General features: G+C 59.1%; 22 protein-coding genes. 8 read left to right on the top strand and 14 right to left on the bottom strand.

What is annotated here, in order from left to right; all coding sequences use genetic code 11:
- The first annotated feature begins 68 nt into the window (after positions 1–68).
- Positions 69–323 carry a DUF6458 family protein gene (locus tag ABD112_RS13275; protein WP_343926604.1) on the top strand — a complete coding sequence of 85 codons (255 nt, stop codon included), beginning with the start codon at positions 69–71 and terminating at the stop codon, positions 321–323.
- A gap of 107 nt (positions 324–430) precedes the next feature.
- Here ABD112_RS13275 and serA read toward each other — a convergent pair whose 3' ends face one another.
- A complete protein-coding gene (gene serA, locus ABD112_RS13270) occupies positions 431–2,023 on the bottom strand; it encodes a phosphoglycerate dehydrogenase (protein WP_343926602.1) in 1,593 nt (530 codons plus the stop codon).
- 132 nt (positions 2,024–2,155) lie between these two features.
- On the opposite strand from serA, the gene ABD112_RS13265 reads away from it, so the two are divergent.
- The 3 genes from ABD112_RS13265 to ABD112_RS13255 all read left to right on the top strand — a co-directional run bounded on the left by ABD112_RS13265 (position 2,156) and on the right by ABD112_RS13255 (position 4,048).
- Entirely contained in the window at positions 2,156–2,548 is a 393-nt protein-coding gene (locus ABD112_RS13265; protein WP_343926600.1) for a DoxX family protein, read from the top strand.
- 64 nt (positions 2,549–2,612) lie between these two features.
- Positions 2,613–3,140, top strand: coding sequence for an META domain-containing protein (locus ABD112_RS13260; RefSeq protein WP_343926598.1), 528 nt, complete (start codon positions 2,613–2,615; stop codon positions 3,138–3,140).
- Positions 3,141–3,259: 119 nt separating this feature from the next.
- Positions 3,260–4,048, top strand: coding sequence for a HesA/MoeB/ThiF family protein (locus ABD112_RS13255; RefSeq protein WP_343926596.1), 789 nt, complete (start codon positions 3,260–3,262; stop codon positions 4,046–4,048).
- A gap of 10 nt (positions 4,049–4,058) precedes the next feature.
- On the opposite strand, the gene ABD112_RS13250 is transcribed toward ABD112_RS13255, so the two are convergent.
- On the bottom strand, positions 4,059–4,775 hold the full coding sequence (locus ABD112_RS13250) for a Pr6Pr family membrane protein (RefSeq protein WP_343926594.1): 717 nt from the start codon (positions 4,773–4,775) through the stop codon (positions 4,059–4,061).
- A gap of 66 nt (positions 4,776–4,841) precedes the next feature.
- Here ABD112_RS13250 and ABD112_RS13245 point away from each other — a divergent pair, with 66 nt between their 5' ends.
- Entirely contained in the window at positions 4,842–5,606 is a 765-nt protein-coding gene (locus ABD112_RS13245; RefSeq protein WP_343926593.1) for a DUF1353 domain-containing protein, read from the top strand.
- 109 nt (positions 5,607–5,715) lie between these two features.
- Here the strand turns inward: ABD112_RS13245 and ilvC are convergent, their stop codons facing one another.
- From ilvC to ABD112_RS13195, 10 genes are all read right to left on the bottom strand, one after another.
- Positions 5,716–6,741 carry a ketol-acid reductoisomerase gene (gene ilvC, locus ABD112_RS13240; RefSeq protein WP_343926592.1) on the bottom strand — a complete coding sequence of 342 codons (1,026 nt, stop codon included), beginning with the start codon at positions 6,739–6,741 and terminating at the stop codon, positions 5,716–5,718.
- Between the two features lie 30 nt (positions 6,742–6,771).
- Positions 6,772–7,278 (bottom strand): acetolactate synthase small subunit, encoded by a 507-nt coding sequence (gene ilvN / locus ABD112_RS13235; RefSeq protein ID WP_341954204.1) that lies wholly within the window; start codon positions 7,276–7,278, stop codon positions 6,772–6,774.
- A gap of 4 nt (positions 7,279–7,282) precedes the next feature.
- Positions 7,283–9,067 (bottom strand): acetolactate synthase large subunit, encoded by a 1,785-nt coding sequence (locus tag ABD112_RS13230; protein WP_343926588.1) that lies wholly within the window; start codon positions 9,065–9,067, stop codon positions 7,283–7,285.
- A gap of 36 nt (positions 9,068–9,103) precedes the next feature.
- Positions 9,104–10,807: a dihydroxy-acid dehydratase gene (ilvD, locus tag ABD112_RS13225; protein ID WP_343926586.1), complete on the bottom strand. Its 1,704-nt coding sequence runs from the start codon at positions 10,805–10,807 to the stop codon at positions 9,104–9,106.
- 27 nt (positions 10,808–10,834) lie between these two features.
- The gene (otsB, locus tag ABD112_RS13220; protein ID WP_343926584.1) at positions 10,835–11,665 is read right to left on the bottom strand and encodes a trehalose-phosphatase; all 831 of its coding nucleotides are present in this window, start codon (positions 11,663–11,665) and stop codon (positions 10,835–10,837) included.
- On the bottom strand, positions 11,635–13,140 hold the full coding sequence (gene otsA / locus ABD112_RS13215; protein ID WP_343926582.1) for an alpha,alpha-trehalose-phosphate synthase (UDP-forming): 1,506 nt from the start codon (positions 13,138–13,140) through the stop codon (positions 11,635–11,637). The genes otsB and otsA overlap by 31 nt, the downstream gene beginning before the upstream one ends.
- A 97-nt stretch (positions 13,141–13,237) precedes the next feature.
- Positions 13,238–14,974 carry a YhgE/Pip family protein gene (locus ABD112_RS13210; protein ID WP_343926580.1) on the bottom strand — a complete coding sequence of 579 codons (1,737 nt, stop codon included), beginning with the start codon at positions 14,972–14,974 and terminating at the stop codon, positions 13,238–13,240.
- Positions 14,971–15,273 (bottom strand): hypothetical protein, encoded by a 303-nt coding sequence (locus tag ABD112_RS13205; RefSeq protein WP_343926578.1) that lies wholly within the window; start codon positions 15,271–15,273, stop codon positions 14,971–14,973. Before ABD112_RS13205 ends, ABD112_RS13210 begins: the two co-directional genes overlap by 4 nt.
- A complete protein-coding gene (locus ABD112_RS13200; protein ID WP_343926576.1) occupies positions 15,216–17,612 on the bottom strand; it encodes an MMPL family transporter in 2,397 nt (798 codons plus the stop codon). The genes ABD112_RS13205 and ABD112_RS13200 overlap by 58 nt, the downstream gene beginning before the upstream one ends.
- Positions 17,613–17,639: 27 nt before the next feature.
- The gene (locus ABD112_RS13195; RefSeq protein WP_343926574.1) at positions 17,640–18,194 is read right to left on the bottom strand and encodes a TetR/AcrR family transcriptional regulator; all 555 of its coding nucleotides are present in this window, start codon (positions 18,192–18,194) and stop codon (positions 17,640–17,642) included.
- Between the two features lie 164 nt (positions 18,195–18,358).
- Between ABD112_RS13195 and ABD112_RS13190 the strand changes: the two genes are divergently transcribed.
- Positions 18,359–18,550 carry a hypothetical protein gene (locus tag ABD112_RS13190; protein ID WP_343926572.1) on the top strand — a complete coding sequence of 64 codons (192 nt, stop codon included), beginning with the start codon at positions 18,359–18,361 and terminating at the stop codon, positions 18,548–18,550.
- A gap of 22 nt (positions 18,551–18,572) precedes the next feature.
- Here ABD112_RS13190 and ABD112_RS13185 read toward each other — a convergent pair whose 3' ends face one another.
- Positions 18,573–19,328 (bottom strand): gamma-glutamyl-gamma-aminobutyrate hydrolase family protein, encoded by a 756-nt coding sequence (locus tag ABD112_RS13185; protein WP_343926570.1) that lies wholly within the window; start codon positions 19,326–19,328, stop codon positions 18,573–18,575.
- A gap of 276 nt (positions 19,329–19,604) precedes the next feature.
- Here ABD112_RS13185 and ABD112_RS13180 point away from each other — a divergent pair, with 276 nt between their 5' ends.
- Positions 19,605–20,252, top strand: coding sequence for a M23 family metallopeptidase (locus ABD112_RS13180; protein WP_343926568.1), 648 nt, complete (start codon positions 19,605–19,607; stop codon positions 20,250–20,252).
- 117 nt (positions 20,253–20,369) lie between these two features.
- Here ABD112_RS13180 and ABD112_RS13175 read toward each other — a convergent pair whose 3' ends face one another.
- Positions 20,370–22,196: a hypothetical protein gene (locus ABD112_RS13175; protein ID WP_343926566.1), complete on the bottom strand. Its 1,827-nt coding sequence runs from the start codon at positions 22,194–22,196 to the stop codon at positions 20,370–20,372.
- Between the two features lie 334 nt (positions 22,197–22,530).
- Between ABD112_RS13175 and ABD112_RS13170 the strand changes: the two genes are divergently transcribed.
- Complete coding sequence (locus tag ABD112_RS13170) at positions 22,531–22,704, top strand: hypothetical protein (protein ID WP_343926564.1); 174 nt, start codon at positions 22,531–22,533, stop codon at positions 22,702–22,704.
- Positions 22,705–23,037: the final 333 nt, after the last annotated feature.

Below are 23,037 nucleotides of genomic sequence, written 5' to 3'. Positions count from 1 at the left end.
TGACCAATTTCTCATTTCTGAATGTTTTCTGATTGCGCCCTGTGCGAATTTCGCCGATAATTGGTCCCATGAGTATTGGAACCGGAATTGTATTAGTAGTTATTGGCGCGATTCTTACGTTCGCGCTCGACCTTCAAGTGGCGGGGGTGAACTTCGACCTCATCGGTTACATCCTGATGATCGCCGGAGCTGTCGTCTTCATCATTGGCCTCGTGCTGATGATGCGTAAGCGCACTTCAGTCACCACCGTGCACAACAATGACGGAGCCAACGGCTCTGTCAGTGAACGTCGCACGACCACAACCCCTGACGAAACGATCTAACGACCACCAACGACAACACAAAAGGCGCGTCCCGAGATACTCGGGGCGCGCCTTTTGTTGCGTTTGTGAAGAACTGTGCTCACACCGCTAGGGCGCGAAACGAATAACTAGGCGTCGACGATGTCGATCGCGTGCACGTAGCGAGCATCGATACGCTCCGCGACCGTGGCGAGCACCTCTGCGGATGCCTGCGAGTCGACCGTAAGAACCGAGAGCGCGTTGCCGCCTTCACTTTCACGCGCGATCTGCATGCCCGCGATGTTGATGTTGGCGTCGCCGAACTCCTTGCCGAAGACGGCAACGATTCCGGTGCGGTCTTCGTACATCATCACAATGAGGTGATCCGCGAGCGGAACCTCGATGTCGTACCCATTGATCTCAACGATCTTCTCGAGCTGCTTGTTGCCCACAAGTGTTCCCGAAACCGACACCTGCGAGCCATCGGCAAGCGAGCCACGGATCGTCAGAAGGTTGCGGTATTCGGGGCTCACAGCATCCGTAATCAAGCGAACAGTGAGTCCACGCTGATCGGCCAACACCGGAGCATTGACGTAGCTGACCGTCTCCGACACCACATTCGTGAAGATGCCCTTGAGAGCAGCGAGCTTGAGCACGTTGACATCGAACTCAACGATCTCGCCGCGAACCTCAATATCAACGGCGGTGAGCGGGCTGTCAGACAGACCAGAGAAGACCTGGCCAAGCTTTTCCATAAGCGGGATGCCGGGGCGCACGCTCTGGTCGATAATTCCACCAGCAACGTTTACAGCGTCAGGCACGAGCTCGCCACCGAGGGCAAGCCGAACCGACCTGGCAACCGAAACGCCAGCTTTCTCCTGAGCTTCAGCAGTCGAAGCACCCAAGTGCGGGGTAACAATGACGTTGTCGAGGCCAAGAAGCGGCGACCCCGTTGGCGGCTCGCTCACAAACACATCAAGACCGGCACCGGCAATGCGGCGCGACTTGAGGGCCGTGTAAAGAGCGTCTTCGTCAATGAGACCACCACGGGCAACATTGACGATATACGCGGTCGACTTCATGTGAGCAAACTGCTCAGTTGAAATCATGCCCGTCGTTTCAGGCGTCTTCGGCATGTGGATGGTGATGAAATCTGAACGCTGCAAAAGTTCTTCGAGCGAGACGAGCGTGACGCCCATCTGCTGCGCACGCGTAGCCGTGACATAAGGGTCGTAAGCAATGATGTTTGTGCCGAAGCTCTGCATCCGCTCCGTAATCAGACCACCAATGCGGCCAAGGCCGATGATGCCGATCGTCTTCTCAAATAGCTCAGTGCCCGAGTACTGCGAGCGCTTCCACTGCCCCTGCGCGAGCGCGCCATGAGCGGCAGGAATGTGACGTGCCAGGCTCAGAATGTGCCCAACAGTCAGCTCAGCAGCCGAGATGATGTTGGAGCTGGGGGCATTCACAACCATGACACCAGCAGCAGTAGCCGCCTTGATGTCCACGTTGTCGAGGCCAACACCGGCGCGCGCAATGACCTTCAGGTCAGGGGCTGCGGCAAGAGCATCGGCATCCATGTTGGTTGCAGAACGGATGAGGACGGCCTGCGCATCAGCGAGCGCAGACTTCAAAGCGGCACGGTCGGTGCCATCAATGTTTCGTATCTCAAAGTCGGGCCCGAGGGCATCGACTGTTGCGGGGGAAAGTTCTTCGGCGATCACAACGATCGGCTTAGCCACAGATCTGGTCCTTCAATTCGCGGGGACTTCGCGCTAACACAACGAAGGCTGCTTGAGTACACAACTACAGCAACTTTAGCGGCGACGGGAAGCCGCCGTTGCCATGTGACAACTCAATGCGACGATTGGCCCATGATGAATGCCGTCGAAATCGCCCAATGGGTGTTGCGTATTGCCCTCGCACTCGCGTTTATCGGAATGGGCGTCAGCCACTTCGTGGCCGCCCCGGCACGAACCATGAGGGCAATGATCCCGCCAGCACTGCGCCAAAGCTGGATGCCCTCCCCCACCGTTCTCGTGACGCTTACCGGACTCTGCGAAGTTGCGGGGGGTCTCGGTCTGCTGTGGGAATCGACCCGCTTCATTACCGGAATCGCGCTCGTGCTCTTTCTGATTGCCGTATTCCCCGCCAATGCGTATGCAGCCGAGCATCCGGAACGCTTCGGCAAAGCAGCAACCCCATTCTGGCCACGCTATTTTACACAAATGTTGCTTATCACTCTCTGCCTGCTCGCCGCCATCTAAAACTTTGTTCGGCAGCGCCCAACGAAACTGCGCACCCCGTCGTCTATATGAGTAGGAGGCCACCATGCCCATTCACACCATGCCCACACAAACGATGCCCAAGAGAATTGCCCCACTATTCGCCATTGGCCTGCTCGCGCTCAGCGCGTGTGCCGGGCCAGCGTTGACTGCCGGTGCTGATGAGCCACCACTCGATAGCGACCCTGGCCTCGGCGAAGAAGAAACACCCGGAGATGCCATCCCCATCGAAGGCATCGATGGTGTCTGGATCTACGCTGGTGGCACCGACAGCGCCGGTGAACTGAGTTCGGACGCCGAGATCACCCTTGTGATCTCCGGCGACAGCATTTCGGGCCAGTCGGCGTGCAACAGTTACAGCGCGACATTCACGGGCGATCCCACCGACCTGAAAATCGGCACAATTATCTCAACTCAAATCGGCTGCGACAACGCACTCATGGATTTTGACACCCGCTACTTCGGTGCACTCGCTGTCGCCACTGTGGCCATTCCCACCGGCGGCAGCCTCGTAGTCCAGGGAGACGCGGTGAACCTCGACTTCATGCCATCAGCTTCTCCGCCACGGGGGTAGCGACACCACCACGAAAGACGCGTCAGGGCACGCTCACGGCACCCCCAGTTCACGGGCAGAGCGCTGTTCCTGACCGTTTTTCGACGAAATATTCAGGATCTCGGTGGAACAATCAACTCATGGATCAGCGGTTTAGCCGCCAGCTCGCACTAACCAATTTTGGCGACACGGCGCAAAAGAATTTAGCGCGCTCACGCGTGCTCGTTATCGGTGCGGGCGGCGTCGGCAGCACAGTCATCCCATCGCTCGCCGCTGCCGGCGTCGGAACCGTTGGTGTGATCGATGACGACCGTGTTGAGCTCAGCAATTTGCACCGCCAACACATGCACCGGCTGTTGGATGTTGGCCACAAGAAAGTGATTTCTGCGGTCGAGAGGGTGGCAGATCTCAGCCCCGCGACTCAGGTTGTGGCGATCGACCAGAAGCTCACGCCCCAGAACGCTCTGGCTCTCTTTGCGGACTTTGACCTTGTTGTGGATGGCAGTGACAACTACCCCACTCACTATTTGGCAGCCGATGCTGCGGAAATCACTGGCATCCCGATGGTGTGGGGCTGGGCGTGCGAGTTCGGCGCGCAAGCCGGAGTCTCGTGGCCTGCGCGCGGCGGCGGTTTTCGCGACCTGCACCCGTTGCCACCCGAACTCGCGGCGGTAGATATGAACGCGGTGCACGGCGTTTTTCCGGGTGCTGTCAGCGTGATCGCGTCCATCGTGACGAGCGAAGCGATCAAGATCGCGGCCCAAGTCGGCACACCACTGATTAACCGCACGACCCACTACGACGCTTTCACCGGCGAGTTCACTGAAGTACTGTACGAGCGTGCCGCCGATGCGTCCCCGATCACTGAGCTGACTGACTATCGCGCACTGTGCGGCTATGTCGACACCGACGAGTGGCCCACCTGCTAGCGGCGGCCTGCTAGCGGCGGCCTGACGCCCACAGCCGATCGGTGTTTGCCCACCGCGCCCGGCTGATCCCAATCAGTACGAGTGCGATGGCAATGATGAACGCTGCGATACCGAGTACGTAGACCGCGACTCCTCCCCATCCATCTGGGCCGTTTGGCTGCAGGAACGGGTAAGGGAACCATCCGTCGAGAGCCCCACGCGCGAACGTAAACGCCAACCACGCAAGCGGGTAGATGATCACAATGCGCACGTCGCGCATCCGCAACACCGATCGTGACGGCGCCAACAACCAGTCGACGAACAAGAACAGCGGCACCCACACGTGGATAACCTCGTTCGGCCACTGAATGCCAACATAGCCCTCATCGGGGATCCCCCGAAGCAGCACGTTATAGACACCAGCAGTGACAACCGCATAGGAGACGACGGATGCTCGCAGCACCGCCAACAGCGTCGACTCGCGCTCGCGGCGCCACGCCACCAGCCCACTCAGCGCAAGTATCACGACGTTGATCAGGCTCGACTGGATCGTGAAGTAGCTGAAGTACTCCTTCGCGACAAAGTCATTGTGGATCGACTCGTCGACTACTTGGGTCGCGATGCTGGCAAAGACGAGCGCTGCCGCCACAAGCCGGAGCACCCCAAAAAAGCGGGATGCCGTGCCGAGGTCAAAGGTGGCTTCTGGGGGTGCGGGTTCTGGGGAGATTCGCTGCGCGTTCGCTGTCACTCCGACAGACTAGTCTCCTGAAACAGGATCACGCAGGCAGACCCAAGATCGATCGAGGAGCTATCTATGCCGTTCACAGACCTCAATGGAGACGAACTGCGCAGCCTGCCACTTATCTACCGGTTGGGTCGAGATTTTCAGGTTGCTGAAGCGTTTCGCTGGCGTGATCCCCGAGACAGCGACCGAGTGCTGACGATTCCCGCCCACGACTTCTCACTGCCGCCCGGGGAGGGAAACAGTACCGATTTCGCCTCAGTGCCACCGTTTCTCTGGGGGCTGATTGCCAGCTTCGGCAAGCAAACGTTGCCCGCGATTCTGCATGATTCGCTCACCACCGTTGCCCAGCTCGCCCCCGCAGACCAGCGCCTAGAGCTGAGACGAACCGCTGATGAAGACTTTCGGGTCTCACTCATTGACAGCGGGATGCACCAACTGCGTGCTCGCGTGATGTGGGCTTCGGTGGGGATGGAACGCTACGCCCGCTATGCCGGCGGGCTAGGCGTCGCGATCATTACGCAACTGAGCATCGGGGTGCTCACGATTATCGCCGCCGTCGCGCTGGGGATAATCGCACATCCGCTGTGGCTGCTGCTCGCTATCGTTCCCGCTATCGCCGCGTTGGCGTGGGGCAAGAATATGGATTTAATTTTCACCGCCAGCTACCTGGGTGCCCTGTATGCGCCGCTCGTCGCCGCCGCATTCATCGGTTCGCGCCTCGAACAGTTAATGGCACTCTCTGTCTGGGTGGGAACGGGCACCCCTGGCCCCGCGCCCAAGGCCGAGCCCACGCTGCGGTGGCCCGATCGCGGCACCACGCTGCCGCCGAAGTAGCGTCAACGCGCAGCGTTTAACGCACGACGCACGACAACTAACGCGCGACAACTAACGCACAACGGCCGCCCCGCAGTAGCGGAACGGCCGTCGTGGTGACTAGCGAAAGTTAGCGCGCAGCTGAACCGTCGGTGTAATCGGAGTCCTGCTGCTTCCAAGCGAAGAGAGCGCGCAGCTCCTTGCCGGTTTCTTCGATGGGGTGGTTCTGGCCCTTCTCGCGCAGTGCGAGGAACTCTGGCCCACCAGCATCCTGATCCTTGATGAAGCGGTCAGCGAAGGCACCCGACTGGATGTCTACGAGAACAGCCTTCATGTTGTCCTTGACCGACTCGTCGATAACGCGGGGGCCCGAAACGTAGTCGCCGTACTCAGCAGTGTCAGAAACGCTCCAACGCTGCTTGGCGATGCCGCCCTCCCACATGAGGTCAACGATGAGCTTGAGCTCGTGAAGTACCTCGAAGTAGGCGATCTGGGGCTGGTAGCCAGCCTCGATGAGGGTTTCGAAGCCGTACTGAACGAGCTGCGAGGTTCCACCACAGAGAACAGCCTGCTCACCGAACAGGTCAGTTTCGGTCTCTTCGGTGAAGGTGGTCTTGATTCCACCGGCGCGGAGGCCACCGATTGCCTTGGAGTACGACCATGCGAGGTCCCACGCTGCGCCGGTTGCATCGTTCTCGACAGCAACGATGACGGGAACGCCACGGCCTGCTTCGTACTCGCGACGAACGGTGTGACCCGGTCCCTTAGGCGCTACGAGAATGACGTCAACGTCAGAAGGTGCGTCGATGTAGCCGAAGCGGATGTTGAAACCGTGTCCGAAGACGAGGGTGTCGCCAGCAACAAGGTTGTCCTTGATGTCGTCGGCGTAAAGGCCGCGCTGGTGCTGGTCGGGAGCAAGGATCACAACAACGTCAGCCCACTTGGCTGCTTCGGCGCTGGTGAGCACCTCGAAGCCGGCGTCAGTTGCCTTGGCGATGCTCTTCGAGCCCTCCTTGAGGCCAACCTTGACCTCAACACCGGAGTCGCGCAGGTTCAATGCGTGGGCGTGGCCTTGCGAGCCATAGCCAATGACAGCAACCTTTTTGCTCTGGATGAGCGCAAGGTCAGCGTTATCGTCGTAAAAGATCTCGGTCACAGTAGTGATTCTCCTTAGTTGGTGGTGCTGTTAGTTCTTGAAAACTCGGTCGGTAATGCTCTTCGAACCGCGGCCCATGGCCAGCAGTCCACTCTGAGCAATTTCTTTGATCCCGTAGGGTTCGAGCACTCGCAAGAGTGCCTGAATCTTGCCCGAGTCGCCGGTGGTTTCGATGATCAGCGCATCAGATGCAACATCAACCACGCGGGCCCGGAACAGGTTTACCGCTTCGAGAATTTGTGAGCGCGTCGTGTTGTCTACGCGCACCTTAATCAAAAGGTGTTCGCGCGTAACCGACTGCGCTGGATCAAGCTCGACGATCTTGATGACGTTGATGAGCTTGTTGAGTTGCTTGGTGACCTGCTCGAGCGGCAGCTCTTCGACATCCACCACAACGGTGATGCGCGAAAGGCCTTCGATCTCGCTTGAGCCAACGGCCAGCGACTGGATGTTGAACCCGCGACGCGCAAACAATCCTGCGACGCGAGTGAGCAGGCCTGGTTTGTCTTCTACCAGCAGAGAAAGTACGTGACTCATCGCTTTACTCCTCTTCCCACTCTGGGGCATGGTCGCGAGCGTACTGCACGCTTGAATTTCCGACACCCTGCGGCACCATCGGCCACACCATTGAGTCTCGGCTCACAACAAAGTCGATGACAACGGGGCGATCGTTGGTTTCAAGCGCGAGCTTGATGGCCGGGTCGATTTCTTCCTTCTTAGTGACGCGGATGGCGAGGCAACCGTAGGCCTCCCCCAGTTTCACGAAGTCGGGAATCATCACAGTGTCGTGGCCGGTGTTGAGGTCGGTGAACGAGTGGCGGCCGTCATAGAAGAGGGTCTGCCACTGGCGCACCATGCCAAGACTGGAGTTATTGATAATCGCGACCTTGATCGGGATCTTGTTGATTGTGCAGGTGGCAAGCTCCTGGTTGGTCATTTGGAAGCATCCATCGCCATCAATGGCCCACACGTCACGATCGGGGTTCGCCACCTTGGCCCCCATGGCCGCGGGGAGGCCGTACCCCATGGTTCCCGCACCACCCGAGTTGAGCCAGGCGTTGGGGCGCTCATACTTGATGAACTGCGCCGCCCACATTTGGTGCTGACCAACACCGGCCGCAAAGATACCCTCCGGACCGGTGATTTCACCGATGCGCTGGATCACATACTGCGGCGAGAGCAGCCCGTCATCGGGTTCGGCGAAACCGATTGGGAACTGATTGCGCAAATAATTGAGGCGCTCCCACCAGGCGCTATAGTCGGGCTTTGTCGTCTTGATCACATCGGTGTACGCCGCGATCAGGTCGACGATCACGTCTTTAGCGTCACCGACGATGGGCACCTCGGCCGCACGAATCTTGCCAATCTCAGCCGGATCGATATCGACGTGTACGACCTTCGCCAGAGGTGCGAATTCGCTCGCCTTACCGGTAACGCGGTCATCGAAACGTGAACCGAGTGCGATGAGAAGATCCGATTCTTGAAAAGCAAGAACGGCGGGAACGGTGCCGTGCATTCCGGGCATCCCCAGGTTCAGATCGTTCGAGTCCGGGAACGCCCCGCGCGCCATCAGCGTCGTCACAATCGGTGCACCCACAAGGGTTGCGAGCTCAAGCAACTCCGCAGAGGCACCAGCGCGGATGACGCCGCCGCCCACATAGAAGACGGGGCGCTCAGCTTCAGCCAACAGCTGGGCGGCTGCCTGAACCTGCTTGCCGTGAGCCTTCGTGACGGGACGGTAGCCGGGCAGGTCGACCTTGGGCGGCCAAATGAAGGGTGCGGTTCCTTGCTGGCAGTCCTTGGTTACGTCAACCAGCACCGGACCAGGTCGGCCCGTTGTGGCGATGTGGTACGCCGCGGCCAGAGTCGCTGGGATGTCTTCCGGCTTGGTCACGAGGAACGAATGCTTCGTGATCGGCATCGTGATGCCCGAGATGTCTACCTCTTGAAACGCGTCGGTTCCCATCGAGGTAGAGAAGACCTGACCGGTGATCGCGAGCAACGGTACGGAGTCCATGTGGGCATCCGCAATCGCCGTAACGAGGTTGGTCGCACCGGGGCCAGACGTTGCAATACAGACGCCGAGCTTTCCCGATGACGATGCGTAGCCTTCAGCAGCGTGACCAGCACCCTGCTCATGGCGAACCAAAATGTGACGAATAGCAGTGGAAGCCATTAGCTCGTCGTAGAAGGGCATGATTGCGCCGCCGGGCAAGCCGAAAACGTCTTTCACACCCAACTTTTCCAGACTGCGCAAGATTGCACCAGAGCCGGTCAAAATCTCCGGCGTAGTGCTCTTCGGCCGCGGCACGGGGTCAGAGGACATGTGTAAATCCCTTAAATTTCACTGGTGAGCGTGGTGCTAACTGGTTACCGCGCCGCGGGCGGCGGACTGCACAAGTTTCGAATACTTGGCGAGAACGCCACGCGTGTAACGCGGAGGTAGGGGGGCCCAGCCTTTTTGGCGGGCTTCGAGCTCAGCGGAGTCGACAAGTAAGTCGAGCGAGCGAGCTGCGATATCGACCCGTATCAGATCACCATCGCGCACGAAAGCAATAGGACCTGCGTCTACTGCTTCGGGAGCTATGTGGCCGATGCACAGCCCGGTTGTGCCGCCTGAGAATCGTCCGTCTGTTAAGAGTAGTACATCTTTACCGAGTCCTGCGCCCTTGATGGCTGCGGTGATCGCCAGCATCTCGCGCATACCCGGGCCACCCTTGGGGCCCTCGTAGCGGATGACGACTACGGAACCGGCCTCGATCGTGCCGGCTGTGAGCGCATCCAGGGCCTCACGCTCGCGCTCGAAGACGCGCGCGGGGCCTTCGAACTCAGAACGGTCGAAGCCGGCGGTCTTCACTACGGAACCCTCGGGAGCCAGTGAACCGCTCAGAATCGTGAGCCCGCCCGTCGGGTGGATGGGGTTGTCAATCGTGCGGAGAACTTCACCATCGAGGGGGTCGATCTCCATCTCGGCGAAGTTTTCGGCAACAGTCTTACCCGTGACCGTGAGCGCATCGCCATGAATGAGCCCCTCCTCCAATAGTGCTTTCATGAGTACGGGCAGACCGCCGTGACGGTCAACATCGTTCATTACGTATTTGCCGAACGGCTTAAGGTCTCCCAAGTGTGGAACCTTGTCGCCAATGCGATTGAAGTCATCGAGCGTGATGTCGACCTCAGCTTCGTTCGCGATCGCCAGAATATGCAGCACAACGTTCGTGGAACCACCGAGAGCCATCGCCACAGTGATTGCGTTTTCAAAAGCCTTCTTCGTCATGATGTCGCGCGCGGTGATCCCCAGGCGCAGCAGATTCACAACGGCTTCGCCTGACCGGTGCGCAAAGTAGTCGCGACGACGGTCGGCGGATGCGGGGCTTGCCGAGCCGGGAAGGCTCATTCCCAGCGCTTCCGCAACACTCGCCATCGTGTTGGCCGTGTACATACCACCACAGGCACCTTCGCCGGGAGCAAAAGCACACTCGATGCGCTTAGCGTCAGCTTCGCTCATCCGGCCAGCCTTCACTGCCCCTACAGCTTCGAAGGAGTCGATGATGGTGATCTCCTTTTCGATGCCATCACTGAGCTTGACCCAGCCCGGAGCAATCGAACCCGCATAGAGGAACACGGATGAGAGGTTGAGTCGTGCCGCAGCCATGAGCATTCCGGGCAGCGACTTGTCGCAGCCGGCGAGCGTGACCGAACCATCGAGACGCTCGGCCTCCATGACGACCTCAACGGAGTCGGCAATAACTTCGCGGCTGACGAGCGAGAAGTGCATTCCCTCGTGGCCCATCGAAATGCCGTCAGAGACGCTGATAGTGCCAAATTGCAGCGGGTAACCGCCACCGGCGTGAACGCCCTCTTTCGCTGCTTGAGCGAGACGATCAAGCGAAAGGTTGCAGGGGGTGATCTCGTTCCACGAGCTCGCAATACCAATCTGGGGCTTCTCCCAGTCGGCATCTCCCATACCTACGGCGCGAAGCATTCCGCGCGACGTAGTCGCTTCAATTCCGTCGGTTACCGTGCGGGAACGTGGCTTGATATCGATCGAATTGCTCTCAGACATACTCCGAGTTTAGGGCTTAGCGAAACCTCAGTTTGTCCGCGCAGAAACTGCGGCTGCACGACGATCGGTGAGCACCTTGAGAACGTCGGCAATTTCGCGCGTTCCGGCGACTCGAAGTCGAGCCGCAGATGGCGCATCCCCCACCCGAACACCGAGGTCATTCGGGCCAAGTGCTGCAATGGCATCCTCGTCAGTGGTGTCGTCCCCGGCAAAGAAAATCGCGTCGGCACCGACGTAGTCGCGCAATCGTTCAATCGCGTCGCCCTTGGTGGCCGAGTGGATGGCAAACTCCACAACTTTCTTGCCAAATCGAGTCATCAGCCCCGGTATCTCGGCGTCGACGCGGGCCACAGCTTCCGCCTGAAGTCGCTCGGCGTCCGCAGAAGTCGACAATCGAAAGTGCAGCGTACGCCCCGCCGGCTTGAGCTCAACCCAGGCGCCGTCGGCGCTATCGGCAAGCTCGTGCATGAGCGCATCAAGCTTCACAAGAGCTGTGCTGTTTTCCTCACTCATGGGCAAAGAAGAATCGCCGTCGTCGAGCCGATACTCCAAGCCGTGTGATCCACCGAACAGTACCTGGCTAGGAAGATGCGCCACATGCTCGAGGCTGTCAAGGGCACGACCCGAGATTAGGGCCAAGCGGGTATCGGCGAGTTCGAGCATCCGTAGCAACTGCTCCTGGGCTTCAGGAAGTGCGCGGGCGTCAAGCGGTTCATCGACCTCGGGCGCCAAAGTGCCGTCAAAGTCGAGGGCAATCAGTAGGGTCGGTGCGGCAACGAGCGCATCAATCGCCGCAGCGATCTCTGCTTCAGAGGAGTAGTGCACCACTACCGCACTCGCTTTCGCTCGACGGTCCACTCGATCTCTTCCGCCATCTCCAACGGTGCAATCCTGCGGTGGCGATCCGATCGCGTCGCGGCCAAATTCTTGAGGAACACGTTTGACCAGCGGGCAACATCGTGTTCAAGTACGCGCTTACGCATGGAACGCATCCGAGTCGCGCGATCTGCCTTAGGCATGTTGATTGCCCGCATCATCGCCTCTTTCAACCCATCGATGTCGTGCGGGTTGACCAGGAGAGCCTTGCGCAGTTCCTCCGAAGCACCGGCAAACTCACTCAGAATCAGAACACCATCGTTGTCGAACCGGCTCGCCGCATACTCCTTCGCGACCAAGTTCATGCCGTCGCGCAGCGCAGTGACAAGCAGCACGTCAGCGGCTAAATACAGCGCAACCATCTCGTCACGCGGGAAGCCCTGATGCAGGTAGTTGATCGGCGCATGGCTCAGTGTGCTGAACTGACCATTGATGCGACCAACTGTCAGCTCGACCTCGTCACGCAAGTGCATGTAGGCCTCAACGCGTTCGCGACTAGGGCTAGCGACCTGAATGAGCGCAACATCGCCGACCTCAATCGAACCATCACACAACAGCTCGCCGTACGCCTTCAGGCGGTGGCGGATGCCCTTCGTGTAGTCGAGGCGGTCAACACCGAGCATGACCGTCTTCGGGTTACCGAGACCCTTACGAATGTCGCGAGCGCGCTGCTGGATAGCAGGATCGCGAGCTAGCTCCTCAAAGCTGCGGGAATCAATCGAAATCGGGAATGCCTTCGCGACAACCCGACGTGTGGGCTGCCCATCGATAGTGACCTCAATGGCCGGATTCTTTGTGGGGTGGTTCGTAAGACGGCGAACAGCTGACGAAAAGTTGGCCGCATCTGCCGAACGCTGAAAGCCAACAACGTCGGCACCAAGCATGCCCTCAATGATCTGAGTTCGCCACGGCAACTGGGCAAAAATTCCGTATGGCGGGAACGGAATGTGATTGAAGAAACCGATCGTCAGATCGGAACGCTGCTCACGGAGCATGCGCGGCACGAGCTGGAGTTGGTAGTCCTGCACCCACACAACAGCACCCTCGGCGCTGTTCGCGGCTGCGGCATCCGCAAACCGTTGGTTGACCGCCACATAGTCGTCCCACCACTCACGATGGTAGGCCGGAGGTGCGATGACATCGTGGTACAGCGGCCAGAGAGTGTCGTTGCTGAACCCCTCGTAGTACTCCTGAATGTCTTGAGAACTGAGAGGAACCGGAATGATTTGAATGCCGTCATTGTGAAACGGTTCGATCTCGAGATCGGGGCGACCGGCCCAGCCAACCCAGGCGCCATCCGCAGCCTTCATGACCGGCTCGAGGGCAGTAACGAGACCGCCAGGCGAGCGCTTCCAGGTGAGGGATCCATCGTCTTCAACGGTGCAGTCGACCGGCAACCGGTTGGAAACAACGACAAAATCGTACTCGGAGGGAGAAGAATTCTTGTGAGCTTCCATAGTCGGTCACTTTACCAGCGGGCTCTGCACGCTGCCCGAGGATTGCCGCCCTCTACTGACCGCTGGACGATGATCGCTAGGTGCCCCGCCATCCTCGTCAGAGTGGTCGAGAACCGGCTGCAGCCAAGATCATTCCGGTTGCGGTCGACTTTCGTATCCACTTCACGGCGAGCACCGAGAGTGCAACGCTCACTACGGCAAGCGCGAGCAACGCAAACGCTGCGGTGATCGCCGGCTGCGGGTTTCCGCCCGACAAGATCACGTACATGCCTTCGACTGCGTAGGTCAGGGGAAGGAATGGGCTCACTGCCTGGAACGGCGCGGCGAGTGCCTCAATCGGATAAATGCCGCCGGTTGACGTGAGCTGGATCGCCAAGAGGAACAGCGAGATCACAAGCCCTCCTCGCCCGAGCGCAGCGGTCAAGAAGTAATGGAATGCTGCAAACGAAATTGCCGTCAGTAGCGCGAAACCTGCGGTAGCAGGCAGCAGCGCCCAGCTCACCCCCACACCGGCGTGAAGGAGGATAACGAGCAGAACCGCTTGAATCACGGTCAACAGTGATGCTCTGACCAGCGTCGACGCAACAATTCGCCCATCCTTCGCTGTGGATGACAGCGAACGATAGGTGGGCAAGCTCAGCACCAAGAACACGGCGAGCGCGCCCAGCCACAAACTGAGCGGGATGAAGAAGGTCGCAATCGCCTGCGCTGGCTCGGTCACCTCGTTATCGGTACTCACCGATAACGTCACGGGCTCTGATGCAATGTCTGCGTTTGCGCTTGCCGCGTCTGGATCGCTCGACGACACCTGCGCGGCACCTTCTGAGAGACCTGTCGCCAACTCTGAGGCCCCCGTCGAGATGCCTTTCGCGCCGTCGGTGAGAGTGGCTGACCCGGCGGAAAGCTCGCCAGCGCCTGATGCACTCTGGGAGATTCCGTACTGGATGCCGCCTACCGCATCAGCAGTCTGCGACGTGAGAGTTCCCCCGCTTGCTGCCGCCTGCGTGAGCCCATCGACGACAGCTTGGAGGGTGCCTTTGAGCTGCGGATCGGTGAGCTGTGCCTGAATTACCGGATTGATGGATGCCAGTGTCGACGACAACTGGGAGACGCTCGAGGTGTACTGCCCGACCCCTGTAGTGAGAGACGAGAGTCCGGCCGCGCCATTGTTCAGCTCGCTGAGACCGGAGGCCAGCGAGTCAACGCCCGAGGTGTAGGTGGTGAGTCCAGCGGTGAAGTCTGTGGCGCCATCCGACAACTCCGTGGCACCGCCTGCGGCACTGGAGAGTGCTCCCCCGAGTTCACCGATGCTGGCGTAGATGCCGTCGATGTACTGGGAGGTGATGGCGCGACCGAAAGTGTCGGTCATCGACTGGCCGACTACTTGAGCAACAGAACCGGTGAGGTAGCTGTGCGAGTCGTCGGTACGGATCGAGATTTGTGCTTGAGCGGGTTCATCAGTTGAGAGCGAAAGGATCGACTCTGAGAACTCTTCGGGCACCGTCAAGATCGCATAGACATCACCTCGTGCCAATGCCGTTTCCGCATCATCCGAATTGGTGATGGTCCAGTCGAAACCGTCAGCACCGGTGAGTTCGGTGACCAGTTGACGCCCGGCAAAAACGACCTGCTCTTCGCCGTCTAGGGCCGTCGTGGTCTGAATCTCGTCGTTGTTGACGAGCGCAACGGGGATGTTGTCAATCGCGCTATCACCATCGCCAATGGCGGCAACGAAGAGCCCGGTGAAGGCCAGAGGAATCAAGGCGACGGCGGCAAAACCCGCCACGGTCAGCCAGCGCTTTTTCGGCAGAGCTGTGGGGTAGGTGGTGCTCATCGAAGCAATCCTTCCGGGGCAAGGAGGTAGAGGTCTACGAGGAGCACATTGCGTTCGCCTCGATCGATTGAATGGGCAACGGTTACGGGCGATTCGGTGCCGAAAATGATGGTTGTTGTAGCGTCCGCGAGTCTGCCAACAGCAGTGAGGAATGCTGCCTCGTCTTCTTCAGACGCAAACCGATCAAAGCGGTCGAAGAATACGATCTCGGTTCCTTCGGCGAGCGCCACTGCGGCGAGTGCTACGGCGCGTTCCAGTTGAGGCAGCGCGTTGATGCTGGTTGCCGTGGTGATGCGCACGGTACGTTGCGCTGTGACCTGGGCGAGAACATCATCAATTCGCCGGAAGCGATCACCAATGATCCGCGAGGAATCGCAAGCGAAATTGGTCCGAGCCGGTGCTCGGCATTCCCAACCACGAGGTATTCAGAACTCATCGCCAGCGCAGTTTGGGTGCCAGCCCAGTCGAGCTCGTGACGGTGCTCGCGCAACTGCTCACCCTCGATATCCACGTTGGGGAGCAATCGACTGAGCCATGCCGGTAGCCACCAGGCGGCATTGCCGAAGAGGGCCATCAGCGCTGGCACCAGCGTCATCCTCACCAGGAATGCATCGAATGCGATTCCGACCGCAAGCCCAAGTGCGATGGGCTTGATTGTACCGCTGCCTTCCGGCACGAACGCGAAGAAAACGAAGAACATGATCAGGGCGGCCGCAGTGACAACACGAGCGCTACTGGCAAATCCGTGACGCACCGCTGATGCCGCGTTGCCTGTCTTGACGAACTCTTCACGCATTCCCGATACCAAGAACACTTCGTAGTCCATTGCCAGCCCGAAGAGCACGGCCATCAGCAAAATCGGCATGAAACTCAGGATCGGGCCAGGGTTTTCGACCCCAATGATGTCGGCAAACCAGCCCCACTGGAACACCGCAACAACCACACCGAATGAGGCGACAACCGAAAGCAAGAATCCCGCTGCTGCTTTGAGAGGCACGAGCACCGAACGGAACACCATCATGAGCAACAAGATCGATAGCCCAACAACGATCACGCCGAAGGGCACGAGGGCGTCGCTGAGGCGGTTCGAAATGTCGATGCCGATCGCCGTAGTGCCGGTGACGAAGATTTGGATGTCGTACTTGCGTTCAAGCTCAGGAGCTAGATCTCGAATTGTTTGCACAAGCGCTTTGGTCTCTTCAGAGTCTGGAGAGCTTGATGGCGTCACCTGAATAATCGCGGTGTCGAGCCCGTCGTCCGGGAAACCCTGAGAAACAAAATCGACATCGTCCAGCTTCTCCAAGTCGGCGGCGATGGACTCCAAGTCATCCTGAATGTCGATGGTTTGGGTGATGTCGAGAGCAACAACGAGTGGTCCGTTATAGCCGGGGCCAAATCCTTCGGTCACGAGGTCGTAGGCTTCGCGCTGTGTTGAACCCGCTGGTTCGGATGCGCCATCCGGAAGACTGAGCTGCAGGCTCGCAGCCGGAATGGCAAGCGTTCCCAAAACGGCCACGACAGCGATGCTCGCGAGCCACGGATGACGAGTTACTCCGCGCACCCAACGGGCGCCCATGGTCTTGCTCTCATTCGCGGATACTGTGAACCGCCGATGCGCTCGCGATCCAGGCTTGGGGATAAGGCGGGTCCCGGCCAATCCGAGCAGAGCAGGCAGCAACGTTGTTGCGACGCCCATCGCGATGAAGACGGCGACCGCTGCCCCTATGCCCATCACGCTCAAGAACGGGATGCCCACCACGAGCAGTCCGAGGAGGGCGATAATCACGGTGACGCCGGCAAAGACCACAGCACTTCCGGCCGTTCCGACCGCCATCGCCGCAGACTCCTCTGGGTTCTCGCCCTTTGCGAGTTGTGCCCGATGCCTCGACACAATAAAGAGTGCATAGTCGATGCCGACCGCTAGCCCAATCATCAGCGCGAGCAGCGGCGCCGAACTCGACACCGTCGTGAATGCAGAGAGCGTCGTGATGAGCCCCATCACAATTCCGACCCCGAGTAGAGCGCTCAAGAGCGGCATTCCGGCTGCGAGCAGCGACCCGAAGGTGATCACGAGCACGAGTGCGGCAAAGACGACACCGATAACTTCGGTGACCGTGATACCAAACGAGGTGTCTTGGAATACTTGGCCACCGAACTCGACTCGTAAGTCTGCATCGTTGCCGATCTCGGCGGTAGCGACCAGATCTTCAAGGGTTGCTTCGGTAACGTCCGTCGCCACGCCATCGAACTGCACTCGGATGATTGCCATGCTGTGGTCATCAGAGATGGCTTTGCCCGCATATTCGCTGAACGGACTCACCGCCGAATCGATCCCGTCAATGCGGTCGATAGCCGAGGTGATGCGTTCGATCACGTTTTCTGACGCCTCGATTCGAGATCCACTCTCGTCAACGATGACTGCGGTCGCTGCTGCCCCCGCCACTGAAGGAAAGACTGCCTCGAGCCGGTCAAGGGCTGCCTGCGACTCGGTACCAGGAATCTCGAACGACTCTTGGGTTTGCCCACCGAGGGCGATTCCCGCGCCGAGTGTTCCCGCTATGAGCAGAATCCAGACGATGAGCACACGCCACGAATGCCGGAACGAGAATCGACCGAGTCGATAGAGAAGAATTGCCACGAGAACTCCGGTTCTTGAGGGAGAAAGTTAGCTACTGCGGACGGGAGCGAGTAGTTCGCTCATGATCGTGATGAGGGCCGAGCGAGTGTCTTGGTTTGCTTCAAGCGGTACGGCCAAATTGTCTGCGGTGCACAGCATGTAGGCCGAGCCGCCGAGAGCGATACCGAACCGCATCTTGTCGTGCGGATGTGCCGTACTAGAGGAAAAGAACTCCGCTAAGTTGCGCACAGTGTTGTTGGCTCGTTCGATCACCGGAACGTCCTGAAGCGATGGCCCTTGATTGATGAACATGTGCACTTCTTGCCTGCAATCGAACAAGAAATCGACGAACTGTTCGAGAAATTGATTGCGGTAGTCGGGCGACAACCCGCGTACTTCGAGTTCGGCCATGAGCGCTTCTAGCCGGTCGATCGCCGGACCGACGGTGGCTTCGAGTAGCGCTTCTTTTGAGGTGAAGTGATAGAGCACGCTGGATTTTGAGAGGCCCGCGAGTTCTGCAATTCTCTGAATCGAGGTACCGGTGTAACCCGCAGAGGCGAATTCGGCAAGCGCAAAGCGCTGGAGCTCTTCATGACTAGACACCCGTCGAGACTAACTGACCGATCGGTCAGAACTGACCAATCGGTCAGTTTCACAGGCTTTCTCTAGCACACGCCCCTCCTGTTGGCCTCAATCAGAATGTCGCGTTAGCCACAATGTCGCGTTAGCCTTAAGGCACTGATCGATGCACCAACCACGGAGGAAAAATGCGCAAGTACCTGTTCAACGGCAGTCTCCTCGGCGCAGTCGCCGGCGGTTGGAGCATCTTTCAAACCACAAAACAGGGCCCACGTGACTGGCGTCTCATCCTCATGTGGATCAGCTGGGGACTCACCGTGGCGATCGCCGTTGGCACCATCGCCAAACAGGCTCAAGACTCTTACGAGCTCGAAAAGTAGCCGGTAGCGGTGTGCGCGCTATCTAGTCGGCAAGCGCCATACGCTTCTCGCGGTAGCGGGCTGCTGCCTTAACGACGCCTTCGAAAAGACGCAAGTCTTGCTTGGCATCCTCTTCTGGATGCCACTGCACGGCAATACCAAAGTCGACGCTCGGCAGTTCGACCGCCTGAATCACGCCATCGTCACCGCGACCAGAGACGATGAGCCCATCAGCGAGCGTGTCGATCGCCTGGTGGTGGTATGACTTCACGGCCACGCTATCGTCGCCGCCGAGCAGTGCAGCGAGGGTTGTGTCAGGTTCAACAGCAACATCGTTCACCAAAAATACGCCGCTGCCAGCGCTATAGCGCGTTGACCCGATCACATCGGGCAGGTGCTGGATGATTGTTCCGCCCAGCGTCACGTTGAGCACTTGCGCGCCACGGCAGATACCCAAGAAGGGCACGTTCTGCTCAATGGCTGCGCGCAAGAGTGCGTCTTCGAATGCATCGCGGTCCTTGCGAGGCACATCAGCGGTCGGATGCGCTTCCTGACCGTAGCGCGCAGCGTCGACATCTTTGCCGCCAGTGAGAATCAAGCCGTCGAGGCCTTGGATGATCGATGCTGCGATCTCCGAATCTACTGGCTGTGGCGGCAGCAGAACGGCGACGCCACCGGCATCCGTCACTGCTTCAAAGTAGATCTTGGGCAAGAAGGAGGCGGGGAGATCCCAGACACCGGTTTGAGCCTGCTCGAGGTACGAAGTGAGCCCGATTATTGGCCGTGAACTGGTGCCCATGCGGACTCCTCTCCATCAAAAACTAGAACGTTTGTTACCAAAGGATATAGGTCAGCGTGACTCGCATGCATCTTCCTGAGAGTGGTTCTCAGGAAGTTCGGCTAAATTCGGCAACTTGCTTGCCCGTCTAACCGCATCGAAGCGGTTTCGGCCAGTGCGCTGCAGTTTGCACCAATCCGGCTCTTTCGTCGCCCACGTCCTAGTGAGTGCTGAGCCACCACCAGATTGTTCTTCGCTTCTGCAGCCATTTCCCCTGACCCAAACCAAGGAACGCTGTTGAAACGAACTATTACTATGCTCGCCATTGGGGCGCTACTCATAGGCGGCACAGTACCCGCAGCGATACTGCCAATCACTAACGACGACACCTTTCTCGCCGATGCGACAACTCTCGCAGCCGCCGCAGATGGCTCGATCAGCGCAGCACCAGCCGACGACGTTCAGACGTTTGCCTCACCGTCCGCGGGTGAAATCGCTCCCATTGTTCGCGACTCGTACCAGATCGAGCAGGTCGAACAACAGGTTGTGATCACTGCGGCCGGCATTACTGGCCTCCTGGAAGTGTTTCCCGCCAACGGCCCGGTCAACGATGTTTTCGGATACCGCGGCACCGAGTTCCACGGCGGTATCGACATCATGGCTCCCGAAGGCTCGGCAGTTGTTGCGGCCTCCCCCGGAACAGTCGAGAGCGTCACCTACGGAGGCGGCTGGGGCCGTCACGTGATTATCGATCACGGCAACGGAGTAAAAACCCTCTACGCGCACATGATTGAAGGCTCGCAACTGGTTACTGCCGGGCAATGGGTTGCTGCTGGCACCCAGCTGGGCTCTATAGGCAACACCGGCTACTCAACCTTCCCGCACCTTCACTTCGAGGTCTACGTGTTCGACACCCGTGTCGACCCGGCACCCTGGTTGCCATAGTCAAAAATTGAGGGTGCGCGCTCTAGCTTGCACCCAGCACGCAGAAGTGTGGCCCCGTCGCTTTCGAGCAACGGGGCCACACTCAGTTAACGGATAACTCAACCGTTTGACGGATGCCTAGCTAACGGCATCCATTCGACGCCGCACATAGACGGCAGCTGCACCAAGCAGGATCATGCTCGTTGGCACCAACCACCAGATGGGCCCTACTCCCCCACCTCCGGTGAAGGCTAGCGTCGGCAGCCCGAGGGCGAGAGTCGGCAAGCCGAGCGTCGGCAGCCCGGGATCACACACAGTGCCATCTGGCACTACGAACGCGAACGCTGGCGGGTCAACCCAATCGAACTCAAGGCCGTTGGGGTCAACCGCCTGCGCCGTAACCTCGACTGACCCAGCACCAGCTACCTGATAGGTGCCAGCGACGATCCCGGCAACACCGTTCACCGTGAAGGTGACCAGCGCGGGGTCATAACCTGGAGCGACACCCAACCGGTAGCTACCAGCAGCGGTGCAACTGGTCTGGCTGAACGTGACGGTGGGCATCACGAGCCCCAGCGTGACCAAATCGCACTCTGGGTTCGACGGGTCGAGCTGTGCTGCGAGCGTGCCTGTGAACGTCAGAGTCGTTGAACCTGCCGCGACTCTCAGCGCTGGCCCGGCACTAGCAAACTCAGCGCCGGGATTCGCCGTCGCCGTCACGCTGTAGTCCTGAGGACCCTCAGGGTCGGTTACTTCTCCCCAGGTGGCATTGGAGATGGGACCCAGAATGAGTTGCTGGCCTGCATCGCAACTCGCATCAAGAAGAATCGCCTCAGCGGTTGCCTCAACGAGTTCTACCGGCGGGCAGTCGAGCATCTCACGCTCGATCAGCTCGCGAACGCTCTCGGCTTTGGTTTCATCAACTTTGACTGCCCCATAGAAGAAACTGCGAACAGTCGTGACGATTGCGTGCCCGTTCGCGCTCGCGGTGGCACACGCAACTTCAGTGGAGCGTTCGACCTGTTCCGAGGCACACAGCGCATCATCATCGCTGGCGACGATGAATGATGGCTGGTTGCCGTCGTAATCGCCGGTGTCGTTGACATCATCGCCGAGCTCGCTCAGCAACGTAAGCACTGGCTGATCACCCGGCTTCAGAACCCAACCGCTGGTGTGGTCCTTACTTGCTTCGAACTGGCAAACGAGCACTTCCTCAGGAGGGTCGCAGGCACGACGCTCCTCTGCGGTCAGCGCGCGGGTGCTCTGCGTCATAGTGAAATCCACCTGGGTCGCGCCGTAGTAGATCTTCGTCGTTGTCGTCACATGCACGATTCCGCCGTATTGATACGTGGGGCACACAACTTCTTCGTCGACCGTCACTACAGAGTAGGAACACATGCTCTCATCATCGTCGGGTACAACAAATGAGGGCTGGCGGTCGTTGAACGCACGGGCCCCTTCAAAATCGTCAATTTTGTTGACGACGATGTTGACGTCGTCGCCGCCGAGGGCGTTGACGCTCACGTGGATCGGCTGCTTACCGTCCTTGAGGCGGTAGCCGGAGGGCGAATTCTCGCTTGAGACAAACTTGCACACCCAGACCTTTTTTTCACTATCGGCCTCATTATCGTTGTTGTTTGCGCGGGCTTGGGATGAGGGCGCAGTTGTTTGAGCGCTCGCTGGTGCTTCTACGAGAGGCGCCGATTCTTTTACGACTGGCGCCGGCTTTGTGACTGCGGGGGTTGGTTTCGCAACTACGGGCGCAGGATCATCGACGACCACGGCGCTAGTAGTCGATTGGGCCGTGACTTCGGATGTGGGGGTTCCGCTTTCTCCCTCGGCAACATAGGCGTCGGGAGCGCTTGCGGGTGCGGCAGCTTCATCAGCGAATGCCGGGGCGGAGACTCCGAGGAGCGCGCCACCCGTGAGAGCGATACTGGCGACCGTCGCCAGTAGTTTCTTCATGGACATGATTGGCAGCTTTCTGCAGGGGGATGGCATTTCCGGCGCATCGGCACGCAGCTGCAGAGTCGTGGCCGCCATTGGCGCACGAAAGAGAGCGCGAGCGCATTTACGGGGGTACAACGCGCCGCTGGGGTGAGATTCGGGTATCACCTTCTTTAGCACCGTCGGGGTTACTGAGATGACTCAGTCTGGTGCTGCCCACAAAGTACCATGACCCCTATCATGGGGACAGTAGACATTCCTGTCTGGTGTAGCGTTCTTGCTTTTCCCTACGCATGCTGCCCGTCGAAGTTTCGCCGTATTGTCGAAAGTGGTCTATGGATAGCATCAGCGGGTGCACCTCACCCAGCCACGCGGATTTCACAACCCAGCAGTTCTCGATGAGCGCCGCCGGATGCTCGAAGGCATCGACCCCGCGGATCCCCTTCGCCAATGGATCTCTCGCTTCGAAGTCGCGCCGCGACTTGTGCTCCACTTCGAACCTGCAGATGCTGCTTCGAAAGCTTGAGTGCTCATCCTGCTCGAGGGAGAAAAGGTCCGCGCGAGTGTGCTGCTCTGGAATATCGTGCCGTGGTATCTCGGTGTAGCCTCTCGCAAGCCCAAGATTGCAGAGCTTCTCGAGGGCGCTGAAGCAACCCTCGACCTACTAGAAACCGTGCTGCTAGATGTACACACCGTGGTGGTGTGTGGCCGATCCGAACCATCGAGACGTGGCATCCGTCTCCGCTCGCGATAACGGGTTATAGGCCAAAACGTGTGGATGGGACCTTGATCTGAGCATATGAATACTGGCCTAGAGAGGGGTTGTCATACTCGGTGACCCTTAGGTGTGCCGAATTCT

The sequence above is a fragment of the Rhodoglobus aureus genome (genome assembly GCF_039527955.1).
Classification (GTDB): domain Bacteria; phylum Actinomycetota; class Actinomycetes; order Actinomycetales; family Microbacteriaceae; genus Rhodoglobus; species Rhodoglobus aureus.
The sequence above is the reverse complement of the archived record's forward strand: the minus strand, read 5'-3'. Positions and strand labels throughout refer to the sequence as shown.

Bases quoted from the DNA above. Each gene is read 5' to 3' on its own strand.
- ABD112_RS13275 (WP_343926604.1), top strand. From the start codon at position 69: ATGAGTATTGGAACCGGAATTGTATTAGTAGTTATTGGCGCGATTCTT.
- ABD112_RS13265 (WP_343926600.1), top strand. From the start codon at position 2,156: ATGATGAATGCCGTCGAAATCGCCCAATGGGTGTTGCGTATTGCCCTC.
- ABD112_RS13260 (WP_343926598.1), top strand. From the start codon at position 2,613: ATGCCCATTCACACCATGCCCACACAAACGATGCCCAAGAGAATTGCC.
- ABD112_RS13255 (WP_343926596.1), top strand. From the start codon at position 3,260: ATGGATCAGCGGTTTAGCCGCCAGCTCGCACTAACCAATTTTGGCGAC.
- ABD112_RS13245 (WP_343926593.1), top strand. From the start codon at position 4,842: ATGCCGTTCACAGACCTCAATGGAGACGAACTGCGCAGCCTGCCACTT.
- ilvN (WP_341954204.1), bottom strand. From the start codon at position 7,278: ATGAGTCACGTACTTTCTCTGCTGGTAGAAGACAAACCAGGCCTGCTC.
- ABD112_RS13230 (WP_343926588.1), bottom strand. From the start codon at position 9,067: ATGTCCTCTGACCCCGTGCCGCGGCCGAAGAGCACTACGCCGGAGATT.
- ilvD (WP_343926586.1), bottom strand. From the start codon at position 10,807: ATGTCTGAGAGCAATTCGATCGATATCAAGCCACGTTCCCGCACGGTA.
- otsA (WP_343926582.1), bottom strand. From the start codon at position 13,140: ATGGAAGCTCACAAGAATTCTTCTCCCTCCGAGTACGATTTTGTCGTT.
- ABD112_RS13210 (WP_343926580.1), bottom strand. From the start codon at position 14,974: ATGAGCACCACCTACCCCACAGCTCTGCCGAAAAAGCGCTGGCTGACC.
- ABD112_RS13190 (WP_343926572.1), top strand. From the start codon at position 18,359: ATGCGCAAGTACCTGTTCAACGGCAGTCTCCTCGGCGCAGTCGCCGGC.
- ABD112_RS13185 (WP_343926570.1), bottom strand. From the start codon at position 19,328: ATGGGCACCAGTTCACGGCCAATAATCGGGCTCACTTCGTACCTCGAG.
- ABD112_RS13175 (WP_343926566.1), bottom strand. From the start codon at position 22,196: ATGAAGAAACTACTGGCGACGGTCGCCAGTATCGCTCTCACGGGTGGC.